This window comes from Kocuria sp. (assembly GCF_030538595.1).
Classification (GTDB): domain Bacteria; phylum Actinomycetota; class Actinomycetes; order Actinomycetales; family Micrococcaceae; genus Kocuria.
In genome coordinates, this window is the sequence record NZ_JAUNTS010000003.1 from 198,071 (window position 1) to 213,310 (window position 15,240).

General features: G+C 62.7%; 9 protein-coding genes and 2 riboswitches. Of the genes, 2 read left to right on the forward strand and 7 right to left on the reverse strand.

Annotated elements, in window-relative coordinates:
- Positions 1-841: 841 nt before the first annotated feature.
- From Q4G32_RS04355 to Q4G32_RS04365, 3 genes are all read right to left on the reverse strand, one after another.
- Positions 842-3,580 carry an ExeM/NucH family extracellular endonuclease gene (locus tag Q4G32_RS04355; RefSeq protein ID WP_303349455.1) on the reverse strand — a complete coding sequence of 913 codons (2,739 nt, stop codon included), beginning with the start codon at positions 3,578-3,580 and terminating at the stop codon, positions 842-844.
- An 11-nt stretch (positions 3,581-3,591) separates the two neighbouring features.
- The gene (locus Q4G32_RS04360) at positions 3,592-6,210 is read right to left on the reverse strand and encodes a 5'-nucleotidase C-terminal domain-containing protein (protein WP_303349457.1); all 2,619 of its coding nucleotides are present in this window, start codon (positions 6,208-6,210) and stop codon (positions 3,592-3,594) included.
- Positions 6,211-6,384: 174 nt separating this feature from the next.
- Positions 6,385-6,963, reverse strand: a complete 579-nt coding sequence (locus Q4G32_RS04365) for a TetR/AcrR family transcriptional regulator (protein WP_303349459.1) — start codon at positions 6,961-6,963, stop codon at positions 6,385-6,387.
- A 116-nt stretch (positions 6,964-7,079) separates the two neighbouring features.
- On the opposite strand from Q4G32_RS04365, the gene Q4G32_RS04370 reads away from it, so the two are divergent.
- Complete coding sequence (locus Q4G32_RS04370) at positions 7,080-8,156, forward strand: ABC transporter permease (RefSeq protein WP_303349461.1); 1,077 nt, start codon at positions 7,080-7,082, stop codon at positions 8,154-8,156.
- A 58-nt stretch (positions 8,157-8,214) separates the two neighbouring features.
- Here Q4G32_RS04370 and Q4G32_RS04375 read toward each other — a convergent pair whose 3' ends face one another.
- Genes Q4G32_RS04375 through Q4G32_RS04385 form a run of 3 tightly spaced genes read right to left on the reverse strand, consistent with a single transcriptional unit; the run spans position 8,215 to position 12,286 of the window.
- Entirely contained in the window at positions 8,215-8,718 is a 504-nt protein-coding gene (locus tag Q4G32_RS04375) for a CoA-binding protein (RefSeq protein WP_303349463.1), read from the reverse strand.
- Positions 8,718-10,082 carry an O-acetylhomoserine aminocarboxypropyltransferase/cysteine synthase family protein gene (locus Q4G32_RS04380; RefSeq protein WP_303349465.1) on the reverse strand — a complete coding sequence of 455 codons (1,365 nt, stop codon included), beginning with the start codon at positions 10,080-10,082 and terminating at the stop codon, positions 8,718-8,720. The genes Q4G32_RS04375 and Q4G32_RS04380 overlap by 1 nt, the downstream gene beginning before the upstream one ends.
- Positions 10,083-10,123: 41 nt before the next feature.
- Positions 10,124-12,286 carry an AMP-binding protein gene (locus Q4G32_RS04385; protein WP_303349467.1) on the reverse strand — a complete coding sequence of 721 codons (2,163 nt, stop codon included), beginning with the start codon at positions 12,284-12,286 and terminating at the stop codon, positions 10,124-10,126.
- An 8-nt stretch (positions 12,287-12,294) separates the two neighbouring features.
- Positions 12,295-12,409: riboswitch (SAM riboswitch) on the reverse strand.
- A gap of 95 nt (positions 12,410-12,504) precedes the next feature.
- A riboswitch (SAM riboswitch) is annotated at positions 12,505-12,619 on the forward strand.
- Between the two features lie 80 nt (positions 12,620-12,699).
- Here Q4G32_RS04385 and Q4G32_RS04390 point away from each other — a divergent pair.
- Entirely contained in the window at positions 12,700-14,121 is a 1,422-nt protein-coding gene (locus tag Q4G32_RS04390) for an LLM class flavin-dependent oxidoreductase (protein WP_303349469.1), read from the forward strand.
- Between the two features lie 127 nt (positions 14,122-14,248).
- On the opposite strand, the gene Q4G32_RS04395 is transcribed toward Q4G32_RS04390, so the two are convergent.
- Positions 14,249-15,238, reverse strand: a complete 990-nt coding sequence (locus tag Q4G32_RS04395; RefSeq protein WP_303349471.1) for an acyl-CoA thioesterase — start codon at positions 15,236-15,238, stop codon at positions 14,249-14,251.
- Between the last annotated feature and the right edge of the window lie 2 nt (positions 15,239-15,240).

A 15,240-nucleotide genomic window follows, 5' to 3' on the forward strand; every position in this document is an offset into this window, starting at 1 on the left:
CCACACAGAGAAGCTCTAGCGAGGAGATGATCATGGATCGCCGAACTGTTCTAAAGAGTCTGGGAGTTGCGGGCGTGGTGGGTGTTGGCGCGATTGCGTTGCCTACAGGTGCGCAGGCGGTTGATCGACCGCGTTCCACTGAGGATCCATTGGAGTTCGTCACTGCGACAATGACGGACTGGGATGTGGCAAGGGTTGTTGCTGGTGATGATCGAAGCGCACAGCAGGCCTACGTGCAGCATGTTCGGATGAACTACCGAACGTTGACAAGTCGGGAAAAGTTGCGTGAGACACTAGCCGCGGGTGGAGCGTCCAGTCCGCCAGCGGGGATGGCTGCGGCTTCAGCTGCTTTCTTGCCCATTATCCCTATCGTTGGTCGCGCGCTACTCGCGGCCGCGCGGCGGTACGGCCCTGCGGTATATCGTAGTTTACGCGATGCGGTTCGTGGCGGTTACGGTCGATTCCAGGAGTGGACTCGTAACCATCCGTGGGTGGCTGGCATTCTTGGGGGCGTCTCATCAAATGCCGTCTATGATTGGCTGAGGCAGAATATTTGATGGTGAGGCGCAAGAAGCTCCCTAATCCATTCATTCTAGGTGCCGTTGCTGCAGTAATTACTGCATGGGTAATACTTACCTGGAGGTCTGGTTTAGATGCATCCAACTCGATTGCGGCAGCCCTCATCGTGTTAGTCGTCGTAGGTCTGTGGTCGATCTCCAGATTCATATCTCGGAGGAACCGCGATTCACCATGAATGACGGTGGCCTGTGCGGGGCGCTCCGAACGGAGCGCCCCGCACTTCGCTTTGGTATCTACCACCAGGGGGAGGCCCCCGGCGGGACTAGCGCCGGGGGCCGGTGGTGGTTCCCCAGCGGTCGCGGACATGGTCTGGGATGCCTTTGCCTTGCCCCGGGTGGGACGTTGGTGGGCCCTGTTTCACCGGTGTGGTCGGTTGAGTGCTGGGACCGGGAGTCGGTTCCTGGCTGGGTTCACCGGAAGGTTCGGGCGTGGGTTCAGCAGAGTTGCTGGTGCTGAAGCCCACCAGGGCTGGATTGTGGTCGGAGGCGCGGAACTGATCCGGGGCAAACAGGTTCACCACGTTGTAGTTCTGCCGCGAGTACTCCATGCCAATGGACTCATTGGCGTTGATTTCCCAAACATCTGAACCGGTCACAGCGGCTGCAGCAGCCGGTGAGGCCACCACATGGTCCAGAGAGCCGGCCATGCCGTCAAAGGCGTAGGAGTACTGGCCTTCCGGGGCAATGTTCACAAATCCGGAGTTGTAGAGCACCTGCATGGGGTCCTCAAACGTGTAGGAGTTGAAATCGCCCACCAGGAACACACGGTCGGTTCCCGCGCTGTCCGCAAACTCCTGAGCAAAAGCCAGCATGGCTTGGGACTGACGGGTTCGGTCTCCGTTCCAGGCACCCTGCCCGGTGTCCACGTTGTCCCCGGTGGCGGAGGCCCCCGAGCCCTTGGACTTGAAGTGGTTGACCACCACCACAAAGTCATCCGTGGCATCACCACCTGCCGGGCGGAAGGTCTGGGCCAGGGGCTCACGGGCGTTGGAGAAATTGACCTGATCATCCAGGATCGCGGATTCACCCACAGCTTCCACCCGGGCGGGTTGGTAAATGAATGCTGTACGAATCACGTCCTCAGCTGCAGGAACCGCAGCGGGGGAGGGCACATACGCCCACTTGTCCGTTCCGGCATCCGCGTTGAGTGCATCCACCAGGGTGGAAAGCGCTGCATCCCGGTCCTGATCGAACCGCGCGGAGTTCTCAATCTCCTCCAAGGACACCACCCCGGCATCCAGGCCGTTGATGGCAGATACCAACTTGTCCTGCTGGGCCTGGAAGGAGTCCTGATCGTAGGCTCCGCGCACGTTGCAGTTGCGGGTGGTCAGGGGATTGCCCGAGCGGTCGTTGTAGGAGGCACAGCCCGGTTCATCGGTACCCAACGTGGTGAAGTAGTTGAGCACATTGAAGGTGCCCAATTGCACATCCCCGCCCACGTCAGCCGGGGCGGCGTATTCAGAACGGTCGTTCTGGAACACCACGGGCACTGCGTCCAACGAGTCACCAGTAACTTGCTGCAGCGGTTGCAGCCGCCACTCATTGTGGCCGTATCCCAGCACCACCGGCTGATCGAAAGTGACGGTGGAGCCCATACGCACCGGGTTCTCCAGGCTCAGGTACGGCAGCGGTTGGTCCCCATAGGTGCTGAGGTTGCCGTAGTTCCAGGTGGAGCCGTCATCCAGGATCACTTTCCGCGCGGTGTTGTCCGCCTCCACCGCAGAGGCTTCCGCGGAGCCCGGGGCAGCCACGTCTGTGGGAGTGCGCAGCACGTCATCCCCGAATGCCAGCCCGACTTCACCGTAGGTGTTCAGTCCGTAGTTGTTGGTCACCGTGAAGCTCCCGGTGGGCTGCAGCAGCATCCCCTCCAGAGCTTCGCGCTCAGCATCGGAGGCCGGCCACGCAATCTCCGCAGGCTTCACAGCCTGGGCCGGTTCAGACAGGACCGAGATTCCAGCGGGTTGAACCGAGAGCTGGGTCTGGCCAAAGTACTCCTGCGCTGTTCCAGTCAGTTCCACGTGATCGCCCAGTTGGACAGCATTCAGCGCATTGGGGGCATACACAAAGATGCCGTCAGAGGCGCTGTGGTCCGCACCCAGATCACCGCCAGTCCCTTCGGTCTGTACCTGGAAGCCGTTGAGCCCGCCTGTTGCATACACGGCCGTGACCACACCGCGGGTACGGACCGTCTGGTTCAGATACGGTGTGGCCTCCCCGGTGCCCTGGATTTGAGCAATGCTCAAGAGCTCACCGGGCTCACCCGTGGGTTCGGCGGACGGAGACGACGACGGCGTATCCGTGGCCGGTGCGCTCGGCTCCGCAGGACTTGTTTCACCCGCACCCGTCTGCGGTGTGACTTCCGTGGACAGGGTGAAGTCCACGGAGTTGTTGTCCGTGTCCACACTGTCGGTCCGGTTCAGGGACCGGGGATCGTTGTTCGCCGTCGGCGCGGGGGCCGCAGCAGCCTCAAAGGTGTTGGTGGTGCCGTAGCCCAGTAAATCCACCACACCGTCCGTGCCGGTGACCGAACCCGCCGGTAGAGCCAGCGCCGTTGCGGCATCCGAAAGCACAAACGTGCCCCGGGTTCCCGCCGGATTCAATCGGCTTCCGGCATCCAGGTCTGCTTGCGGTAGTGGCTGTCCGGCAGTCCCGTTGGAGCCACCGGCCACCAAATAGAACTCCCCGGGCTCAATGGTGCCGGTCAATTGCACCACGTTGTTTGACGGCCCGGTTCCTGTGGCTGACCGGTACTGCAGACTCCAACCGGTCAGGTCCACGGCGGTGTCCGTGGGGTTGTAGAGCTCTACGAATTTGTGAGTGTAGGGCGCATTGGCTGATCCGCCGTTGACGTAGGCCTCATTGATCACCACGTGGTCGCCTAGGGCTGGTTGCTCCGGGACTGGCTCGGCACCGGCCGGTGCCGCAATCACCACGCTGGTAGGCAGAGCCAGCAGGGCGGCAGCGGGCAGGGCCCAAAAACGTGTGCGCAGGTTCAAGGTCATCTCCGCTGCGCTCAGTTACCAGTGGGCACTGCGGCGTCGTCGGTCACCACGCCCGTGGCAGGGACTTCAAACTGCTGATCGAACCGGTGCAGGAATGCTGCTGTGGCGTCACGGTTGGTTGGGCTGAAGGGGCGGTAAGTACCATCCGCCCACCCCGTGGACAGGCCGGTCTGAGCCATCCACACCATGGCGGTGTAGTGCTGCATGTTGGCATTGACGTCCACAAAGGGTGAGTTGGCGGGAAGCTCCACCGCGGGCTCGCCTGCCATCCGGTAGAGGAACGCAGCCATGGCGTCCCGAGCAATGGGCTGAGTGGGCCGGAACGTTCCGTCCGACCACCCCTTCACAATGCCTTCTTGTTGAGCCCACACGATGGCCTGGTAATGGGCCTGACCCGGAGTCACATCGGTGAACGGTGAGTTTGCAGGCAGTGTCACCTCCGGCTCACCAGCCATTCGGTAGAGGAATGCGGCCATGGCATCCCGGTTCACGGGGCGCAACGGCCGGAACTCAGCGGTTCCGGTGTCCTGGTTGACCCACCCGCGGGAGATTCCGTTCTGTGCCATCCACATGATGTGTTCGTAATGCTGCATACCCTCCGTCACGTCCGTGAAGGTCACGGTCTCGGGTTCGGGATCCACCGGAGTAGCCTCACCCAACACAGCATCCGTCAGCGGCAGGGCGGTGCCGGCGGGTTCAACGGTCAACCATGCGGTCTCTCCATCCAGCGCGGTGCGGTCAAATGACACCGAGGCCGTGCCGCCCACCAGGCCATCCGCGCCGCGGACGGCCTCACCGCTGACGGGGGCCTCTGCAATCACCGAACCATTGGCACCGCCCTTGCGGACCTGCACCGTGGAATTGGCGGGTGCCCCCAAGGAGGTCATGTTGAGTTCTTGGAGCTCAAAGCTCACGGTGGTGCCGTCAGTTCGCACGTTGGACAAGTTCACCGCCCGCCGGTCAAACTGCGGTGCCACAGGGGTGCTGGCGGAGGTTTCGCCCAGATGTTCGGAGAACACCTGGCGGTCAATCAGCCCGGTGTCCGTGAAATTGGCCCCTTCTGTGAAGGCCGTGAAGCCGTCTCCGCCGTCCAACAGGAAGGACACGGAGGCCACCGTGTAGGTACCGGTGGGATCAATGGGAGTGCCATCCACCGTGATGGAGGTGATGCGGTCACCTGCAGGGCGGGATTCATCAAAGGTGTACTGCACGTTTTCGGACAGCCCCAGGTGCAAAAACGCCCTGGAGGACCCGGCTGGCTGCCACTGCTGTTCCAGGACGCTCTTGAACTGCGCACCGGTCAAGTCAATGGTGTTCATGTTGTTGGCAAACGGCAGGACGTTGTTGATTTCAGCCTCGGTGACCATACCGTCACGGTCGCCGTCGATCGTCTCATCCGGGTTGTCCGCGTAGTACAGCTCATTGCGGATGCCGCCAGGATTGATCACGCCAATGTCCACCCCGTGCGAATCCGCCAGCTGAGCGCGAAAACCTTGGGCGATCAGGTTGCCCAATGCCGACTCGTTCTGCCGGTCATCGCGGACCATCTGGCCGGAGGAATTGGGGCCAAACGCCGTGGTGATGTCCGCTGAAATTTCACCGGCGGGGGTGGAGCCGATCTCATTGGCCACTGCCACCGCGGCATCCACAATCTGGTTCACCTCAGCCACGCGTGGGTAAGCGGCGATCAACTGTTCCTCGCTGCGCCCGGCCACAATCTGCGACGTCGGGGTGAGCGTGCTGGTCAGGTCCACCGAATCGGTGGCGGGGTCGTAGGTGAAGGACACCTTGCCCACATTGGCTCCGTAGGAACCGGTCTGCATGTAAGCGCGGTCTGCAACACCGTCCCCATCCACGTCCTGGGTCAGGTTGTATTCGGCGTGGGAGTCCCCGCCGAAAACCACGTCCACGCTCTGGGAGGTTTCTGTCCAGAAACGGTCGGAGGCAGCTTCAGCCTGGGTGGCGGAACCGTCGTGATAGGCCGCCACAATCACATCAGCGGTGCCTTCCTCATCCAACCGGTCCGCTACCGCATTCACCTCCGCCACGGGGTCTGTGAAAACCAACCCTTCGACGGCGGATGGCGCCACCTTTTCAGGCGTGGCCTGAGTGACTGCGCCGATCACGGCGATTGTCACACCGTCGCGCTCAAAGAGTTCATATGCGCCGTTGCCCTGGTGGCCTTCGCCTTCCATGAGCAGTGGACCGTTGGCATCCCCGATCCGGACATTGGCCGCCAGATACGGGAATTCGGCACGCTCTGTCACACGGCCGGTGAGGTCATCGCGGCCCTGGTCGAATTCGTGATTGCCCACGGCGGAGACATCAAGATCCAGTGCGTTGAGCATGTCCAACGTGGGGTTGTCCTGCTGGGAGGCGGAGGTGTATTCGGAGGCGCCAATGTTGTCACCACCAGAGATCAGCAAGGAGTTGTCGGTGCGTTCAGATTCAATGGCGCCCGCAAATTGCACGGGTCGGGAGTCCAGCCGGCCGTGGTAATCGTTGAAATACAGCAGGTCAATGGCCTGGGAGGGGGTTTCATCCGCGTAGGCCGGAACCACAAAGGAGGTTGTGGTGAGGATGCCTGCCGCTAGGGCAGCGATGAACGACGGTGTGGTGCGACGGGACATAGGAGAGGGTCCTTCGGCTTGTGGTGCGGGCATCAGCCACCGGTTGAGGAGGGCAGCGCACCTGTGGGGCGCGCCAAGTTACCGGCTAGTTGGCTACATCACATCATGACCGAGTAAAGCCCGGGTGACCAGAGGTTTTCCAAAAGGCTCTGGGCGTCCCGCCTGAAAATCTGCTCAGTTGGGGTGGTTGGGTCCTAACCCGCGCAGGAGAAGTTCGGTCAACCACGCTTCCAGGCTCTCCTTGGGTGCCACCGTGTTGATGGGCGCGGGTAGGGGGCGGGTGATCGCGGCAATCGCCACAACCAGGCGTGTGGGGGTGAGGTCATCGGCTGCCACACCAGCTTGCTGAGCACGGTGGAGAACTGCCTCAAAATGGTTGAGCATCTCGGCTCGGGTTTCCTGGGCTTGCTGCAGCTGAGCCTCGGTGAGCTCTTGGGAGATGTCGAGCGACCCTATGAGGGCTGCGACGCGCAGCGCGGCAAGTTCGTGGATGAGAGCAGTCCATGCGGCTTGCGGGTCTGCATCCCATTGAGCCAGGGCATGATTCAGCCGCGATTGGATTGTGGCGGCCACTTCTTGGAGCAGCCCCAATACCAGTTCACCGCGGTCCGGGAAGTGCCGGTAGAGGGTGCCGATGCCCACCCCTGCCTCCTTGGCCACTTCCCGGAGGGAGGTTTCTGCCCCCTTGGCGGCGAACAACCTCCAAGCGGCGTTGATGAGTTGACTACGGTTGGCTGCTGCATCTGCCCGCATGAGGCTCCTCACGTTCACTGCGCTCTACTTGCCAAGTCTAATACGGAGCACTACGCTCCATTTACATAAACGGAGCGAAACGCTCCGATTTTTTGATCTCAAGTGCAGGAGTCCTCATGACCAACCAAGAGTTGCGGGATGCTTCCCGTCACGACGACGCCCCGTGGGCGCCATCCGATGCCGCTGGTGACGGTGCGGCTACCCCGAGCCGACGTACCGAGGATTCCCCCGGTAGGCAGTGGGCCAAGACCGCCGGAGTGGTGGCCGGCCTGGTGATTGTGGTGAGCTTGATGCTGCTGGCATTCCTGCTCCCCGCCATCAACTCCGGTGCCAAAGATCTCCCGCTGGCGGTCAGCGGACCAGATGCTGCCGTCACAGCACTCACAGATCAGCTGAACACGGCAGATCCGGAGGCTTTCGAGATCACCACTTACGATTCCACCCAGTCTGTCCAGACGGCCGTGGAGAATCGGGATGCCATTGGCGGGATCAGCGTCCAGGCCGACGGTGTGGTCATCACCACCGCCAGCGGTGCGGGTGCGCCCTACAGCAACATGCTGCAGGGGATTGGATCAGGACTGGAACAAGCCGGACAGACGGGGACCTACCAGGACGTGGCGCCCTTCCCCGAGGACGATCCCACCGGTACCGCCATGACGTCCTTGGCATTGCCTCTGGTCTTCGGCGGCATGATTTCCGCTGTTGTTCTGTCCACTGTGCTCAAGGGCCGTCCCTGGCATCGTTTGGTCGGAGCCCTGGTCTTTGCCGCACTGGCAGGCACCGTGGTGGCGGCCATCCTGCAGTTCGGACTCAACGCCATGGATGCCCAATATTGGGCCATGGCGGGGGCAATAGCGGCGACCATTGCTGCCATCTCCCTCACCATCATTGGCTTGGCTTCCTTGTTCGGGGCAGCGGGCTTGGGTGTCGGCGCGGTTGTGATGATGTTTGTGGCCAACCCACTGTCTGGAATAGCCGCTGGAGCGGATTGGCTGCCGGCACCGTGGGGTGCTGGGGGTCAGCTTCTTCCGCTGGGTGCTGGTGAAACGATCATTCGCTCAGTGGCCTACTTTGACGGCGCCGGGACCGGTTCTGCACCGTGGGTTGTGCTCTGCTGGGCAACGGTGGGTGTCATGTTGATTGTTGCGGCGGCCTGGCGCGATCGGCGGCGCCACAGCTCAGTGGCATCGTGAACCATTGCGGGCCCCGACCATCAAAAGTCGGGGCCCGCACTGCTCGCCGCTGGAAAATTCAGGCCAACACCTGCCGCTTGGAGGAAATCACCCCGGTATTGAAACCAGCCAGGTGGAGACCACCGTGGAAGCGGGCGTGTTCAATCTTCACGCAGCGGTCCATGACCACATGGAGCCCAGCCTCCTCCGCAATTGCGGCGGCTTCCTCATTCCAGGAACCCAGTTGCAGCCACAGGGTTTTGGCTCCGATCTCCACGGCCTCGCGGGCAACCTCCGGCAGGTCATCGTGTTTGCGGAACACATCCACCACGTCCGGGACTTCCGGCAGCTCGGCCAGTGACGCGTACACGGGCTGCCCCAGCACAGTGGCGCCTTTGGCCGCCAGAATCGGGTTCACAAAAAACACCTTGTATGGCGATGAGGAGAGCAGATACGTGGAGACAAAGTAGGAGGCTCGGGATGGCTTGTCTGACATACCCACGATCGCCACGGATTCAGCGCCATGCAGAATGCTCAGGCGTTCCGGTGCGGATGGCCCCACCCAGGTGCGTTCGGTGCTCATCACTTGCCCTCACTTTCGGTCCCAGAGTCCACGGAAGGATTCACGACGACGCCGTCGCGGTTCACCCCGGTAGCTGCTGTCAGGGCTTGGTCCAGATCCCACAGAATGTCCTCCGGGTCCTCCAGGCCCACCGAAATCCGGATCAGATCCTCACCCACACCACCGGAGGCCAGCTGCTCGGCAGTCAACTGCTGGTGGGTGGTGGATGCGGGGTGCAATACCAAGGTTCGGGCATCGCCGATATTGGCCAAGTGGGAGGCCAATTGCAGGGCTCCGATGAAGCGGCCACCCACCTGGCGTGCAGTGAGCGCATCCGTGGTGTGAACCCCAAAGGCAAACACTGAGCCCACACCGTGCGGCAGGTACTTGGCGGCACGCTCGTGATGTGGGTGCTCGGCCAATCCTGCGTAGTTCACGTAGGAGATGCGGGGATCGGTGTTGAGCCAATCGGCCACCGAGCGGGCATTGGCCACGTGGGCATCCATGCGCTGCGGCAAAGTTTCCACGCCTTGCAGCAGATTCCAGGCCGACTGCGGAGCCAAAGCTGGCCCGATGTCCCGCAGTTGCTCCGAACGCAGTTTGGTCAGAAACCCGTACTCGCCAAAGTTCCCCCACCAGCTCACACCGTTGTAGGACGGGACGGGCTCTGTCATGGACGGGAAGTTGCCGTTGCCCCAGTTGAACCGCCCGGATTCCACCACCACACCGCCCAAGGTGGTGCCGTGCCCACCCAGGAATTTGGTGGCCGAATGGATCACGATGTCCGCACCGTGTTCCAGCGGCCTGCACAGGTAGGGCGTGTTGAGCGTGGCATCCACGATCAGCGGTACACCCGCCTCACGGGCCACCTCCGCCAGTCCCTCCAGATCGGCGATTTCACCGGAGGGGTTGGCCACCAGTTCGGTGTAGATGGCCTTGGTGTTCGGTGTCAGGGCCGCTCGGTAATCGGCTGGGTCAGTGCCCGGTACAAAGGTGGTTTCCACCCCGAAGCGGCGCAGTGTCACGTCCAGTTGGGTCACTGTGCCGCCGTAGAGCTGGGAGGAAGCAACCACGTGGTCGCCGTATCCGCACAGGGCGGCAAAGGTGATGAACTCGGCGGCCATGCCGGAGGCTGTGGCCACAGCGCCAATGCCGCCTTCCAGGGAGGCAATTCGCTCCTCGAAAGCCGCCACGGTGGGGTTGCCGATCCGCGAGTAAATGTTGCCGTACTTTTGCAGCGCAAAGAGGTTGGCGGCGTCGTCGGCGTCTTTGAACACGAACGAACTGGTCTGGTAGATCGGAACCGCCCGCGCGCCGTGTTCGGCGTCGGGGGTCCCACCGGCGTGCAGAGCACGGGTGCGGAACCCGAACTGGTGCTCAGCCATACAAGCCTCCTGTGTGGATGGGGTGGTTGATTCTGCGAGGTTCAGGATCGCCGAGCGGACATAACGTGCGCAATGGCATCCAGGGCTTCTTCATTTTGCAGCGAGGAACGGTCGCCCAACGGCTGATCGTGGTAGAGCTGGGCCAGCAGGCGGCGAGTGATCTTCCCGGAGCGGGTTTTGGGCAGATCCGGCACGGCGATCACTTCACGCGGTTTGGCAATCGGGCCGATTTCTTGGGCCACATGGGTGCGCAGCTCCTCCTGCAGCTCAGCCTCCGGCAACGCGGCACCGGCCGGTGTCAGCACCACACAGGCCAGTACGGCGTGCCCGGTCAGGGGGTCTTCCACGGGGGTGGTGCCTGCTTCCACCACGTAGGGGTGGGTGACCAGGGCGGATTCAATCTCAATGGTGGAGAGCCTGTGCCCGGAGACGTTGATGACGTCATCCACCCGGCCCAGGATGTAGAGGTCATTCTCCTGGTCCAGCCGGGCGCCGTCGCCGGCCAGGAACCAACCGCGCTGTCCGTACTGCTGCCAGTAGGAGCTCAGGTAGCGCTGCGGGTCTCCCCACACGGTCCGGGCCATGGAGGGGCCGATCTTGTCCACCACGGCCAGACCCTGCTGACCTGGTGCCACCGGTTCCCCTGCCTCATCCAGCACCTTGACGGACACCCCGGGGATGGCTCGGGTGGCGCATCCAGGCTTCAGTGCGGTGTGCGGGGTGTTGTCCGCAAAAGTTCCAGCCGGGGCAAACTGGGGATCGTGCGGGCGCGGGGAGGCCACGCAGGAGCCCGTTTCTGACTGCCACCACGTGTCCACGAACGGAACCTCGTCCCGCCCGATCTGGCCGCGCAACCACCGCCACGCCTCCGGATTGATGGATTCACCCACGGAGCCCAGCAGGCGGATGGAAGCCAGGTTGTAAATCTGCGGAATCCCATGGGGGAAAGCACCCATCAAGGAGCGAATCAGTGTGGGGGCGGTGTAGTAATTGGTCACCCCGTAACGCTCGATCACCTCAAAATGCCGGCCCGGATGCGGAGTGTTCGGCGTGCCCTCGTAAATCACCTGGGACACACCGTTGGCCAGCGGGCCGTAGAGCTCGTACGTATGTGCCGTGACCCACGCCAAGTCCGCGGTGCACCAGTGAACGGTGGAATCCACTTTGGCTTGGTCGTTCACGGTGGAGAGCTCGTCCGGGCGCAGGGCGCCGTCGTCGTCAATCCTGTCCGGGAGGAGGTCAAAGAGCAGCGCGTGCGTGTAGGCGGTCTGGACCAGGTAGCCGCCCATGGTGTGCACCAGGCCCTTGGGGCGGCCGGTGGTTCCGGAGGTGTAGATGATGAACAGCGGGGTTTCGGCGTCAAAGAACTCGGGTTGGTGCGTTGTGGGTGCGTCTTTGATGAGGTCGTGCCACCAGAGATCGCGGCCCGGGGTCCAGGGCACGTGCAGTTCGTCATTGGAGCGTGCACCACGCGTTCCTGCGGCCAGTTGCTTGTTGCCCGGGCGGGAGGTTCGGCGGACGACGACGACGTGTTCGATCTGGTTCTCACCACTGCACGCTTGATCGGCGTTGGCCTTGACGGGGACCACGGTGCCGCGGCGGTTCTGGCCGTCGGTGGTGACCAGCACCTTGGCGCCGGTGTCCTCCACCCGGAACTTCAGGGCTTCTGCGGAAAAGCCGCCGAACACCAAGGAGTGGATGGCGCCGATCCTGGCGCAGGCCAGTGTGATGATCACTGTCTCCGGGATCACCGGCAGGTAGATCACCACGCGGTCACCCTTGCCCACCCCCAGATTGCTCAGGGCGTGGGCTGCGCGAGCCACCTCTTTCTGAAGATCGGCGTAGGTGTAAACCAGCCGATCCCCGGGTTCGCCCTCAAAGTAGAGCGCCACGTGGTTCCCGCGGCCTGCCTCCACGTGACGGTCCACGCAGTTGTAGGTCACGTTGAGTGTGCCGCCCTCAAACCAGGCGATTTCGGGGACGGAGTAGGTGGGGTTGCCGTCCTGGTCCTCACCGATCACCTGGGGCTTGTCGAACCGGTGCGTGGTGTGCCACGGCTGCGCCCAATCCAGCCTGCTCGCTTGGGACGCCCAGAAGTTGATCCGGGCGTCATCACTGATCAACGCAGGGTTTGGGGTTGGGTTTTCAGGATCAGAGAACGAATGTTCGGTCTGGGAAGAGGCCGTGGTCACAGGGAAACTCACGAGTTATCACTCCATCGCTCCTGGCATGAGCACCGAGTGCACGCGCCACATGATGCGTCAGTGGGCAATGCAGGGTTGCTGCGGCGTCAACGAGCCAGATCTCTAAGCCGCTCTGGATGGGAACGTTGTTCATTGAACTCTGTGTCCGCCAGCGGTAGCAAATCTGATGGCACGGGGTTCGCGCGGTAGCGCCGTCGTCGTTATGCTGTCTCCAGAACGATCATGAGTTCCGGTGCGTAGCCCTGGCTGGCCGGACGGCAACCCTCTCCCGTAGCGGGGTGCCCCAGGTGAGGATCGGGCCGCGCGTCAAACCGCGTGTGGCAAGTACGGCGCAACCGAGCGCTGGACCCGCAGGATGGTCACCGCTGGTGGCGCACGGGGCGTGGGTCTGACTAGCCTCTAGGAGACCTCGCGTGAGCAAGCGGATTTCCCTCAATGCCTTTGACATGACCTGTGTGGGCCACCAGAGCTTTGGCCTGTGGCGGCACCCGCGCTCGCGGGCCACCGAGTACAACACCATCGAGTACTGGACTGATCTGGCCAAGACTCTGGAGCGCGGCAAGTTCGATGCCCTGTTCCTGGCCGACGTGGTGGGTATCTACGACGTCTACCAAAACTCCGCAGCCCCTTCGATTGCCGACGGCGCCCAGGTTCCGGTCAACGATCCCTTCATGCAGATTTCGGCCATGGCCGCCGTGACTCAAGGACTTGGGTTCGGTGTGACCAGCGCCGTCACCTACGAACAGCCCTACACTCTGGCTCGCAAGTACGCCACGCTGGATCACCTGACCCGTGGGCGTGTGGGTTTCAACGTGGTGACCTCCTACCTGACTTCGGCGGCCGAGAATCAGGGGTTGCCGCGCCAGATCGAGCACGATCTGCGGTACGAGATTGCCGATGAGTTCTTGGACGTCTGCTACAAGCTCTGGGAAGGTTCTTGGGAAGACGGCGCAGTGGTCAAGGACCGCGAGCGCGGCCTGTACGCGGACCCCAACCTGGTGCACCCCATTCAGCACTACGGGCGGCACTTCACCGTGCCCGGTGCCGCACTGACGGAGCCCAGCCCGCAGCGCACTCCCTTGATCTTCCAGGCCGGGGCCTCCTCCCGCGGCCAGGCCTTCGCAGGCAAGCATGCGGAAGCTGCCTTCATCACCGCCTTGCGTCCGGATCTGACCCGGTACATGACGGATCGTTTCCGGGACAAGGTGGAGGCCGCCGGCCGCGACCGGGATGACTTGAAGATTTACGCCATGCTTTCAGTGGTCGTGGATGAAACCGATGCCAAGGCGGAGGCCAAGTACCGCGATTACCTGCAGTACGTGAACCTGGAGTCTTCACAGGCGATCATTGGCGGCTGGTCCGGTGTTGACCTGTCCCGCTTTGATGAGGACGAAGTCCTGAAGTACGTCCAGACCGAATCCATCCAGTCCTTCCTGGCGCCCTTCACCATGCAGGACAAGTCCCGCGACTGGACCCGTAAGAACATTGCCGCGCACTGCGCAATCGGCGGCATGGGTTCGGTGTTGGTGGGCTCACCGGAGACCGTTGCGGATCAGCTGGAAACCTGGATCGACGACGGCGGCCTGGACGGCATCAACTTGGCGTACCACGTCTCTCCCGGCTCCTTCGAGGACTTTGTGGACTACGTGGTGCCTGAGTTGCAAAAGCGTGGGCGTTACCGCACCGAATACGAGGGCTCCACCTTGCGGGAGAACCTTTACGGCGTGGGACAGTCCAAGGTCATGGACACCCACCCGGCGGCCAAGTACCGCGGGGCGTTCGTGGATGCGCCGTCGACCGCCAACACACCGGCCCGGGACCTGGCCCAAGCCTGACCCGCTTGCCGTTACCCACCCCGGCTGCCGAGTGTCCGAGTTTGGTCGTTTCAGAGGCCCTGAGACGACCAAACTCGGACACTCGGCAGCCAGGAGAGGGGTGAGGGGTGGAGGGTGGGGGGGGGAGTCAGTCCTCCAGCAGGTGGTTCGGTAGACGGTTTCCCGGTGCTCGGCCGCGGATTTCCAACATGTCCCGGGCCAACTGCCACAGGCGCTTGTCCTCATCCGTTACGGGTTCCCAGGCGGGGACAGGTACGGAGGTGCCTTCGTCGTCGCGGGCCACCATGACCGTGATGCAGTTGGTGGTGACTTTCAGTTCCTCACCCTTGGGGTCCCCGGAGCGAACCTCCACCCATATGTGCATGCCTTTGTTGCCGGTGTAGACCAGGCGGGCGTCCACCTCCACCATGTCCCCAATGTGCAACGGTTGCAGGAAGCGGATGCCGCCGGAGAACACCGCCACGGTGTCCTTCCCGCAGTAGCGAGTGGCGCAAAGATAGGCGGCCTCATCCATCCACTCCATGACGATTCCGCCATGGACCTTGCCGCCCCAGTTCACATCCGTAGGGGCAGCCAAGAAGCGCAGGATCACCCGCTCGGCTTCGCCATCGACAGCGGGGGACTGGGAGGCCAGCAGGTCGGTGATCTCATCTCGAACGGGGATTCGATCCAAGGCGTACTGCTGTGCCAGTTCCTGCTCCAGGGTCTGCGGAGTGAAGGTGGGTACGGGAGTGGCCTTGCCGTCGTCGTTGACCGCCACAAAAATCACCAGGCAGCGGGCGCGTTCCTCCAATTCCCCGGTCTTGGGGTCTCCTGAACGGACCACGGTGCTGACGTGCATGGATGAGCGGCCCGTGTGCAGAACCGTTCCGGTGACCTCCACCATTTCGCCCACCTGCACCGGGTAGCGGAAGTGGATGTTGCCCACGTACGCGGTCACGCAGTAGGTCCCGGCCCAGGCGGTGGCTGCGGCGAACGCTGCCTTGTCCACCCACTCCAGGACGCGGCCGGCGTCAACGGTGCCGGAGTGTCCGACGTCGGTGGGGGCCGCCAAGAAACGCAGCGTTTCAGTGTATCGGCGGGGCACGGTCGACGACGGCGTCTTGGCTGAGTTCATGG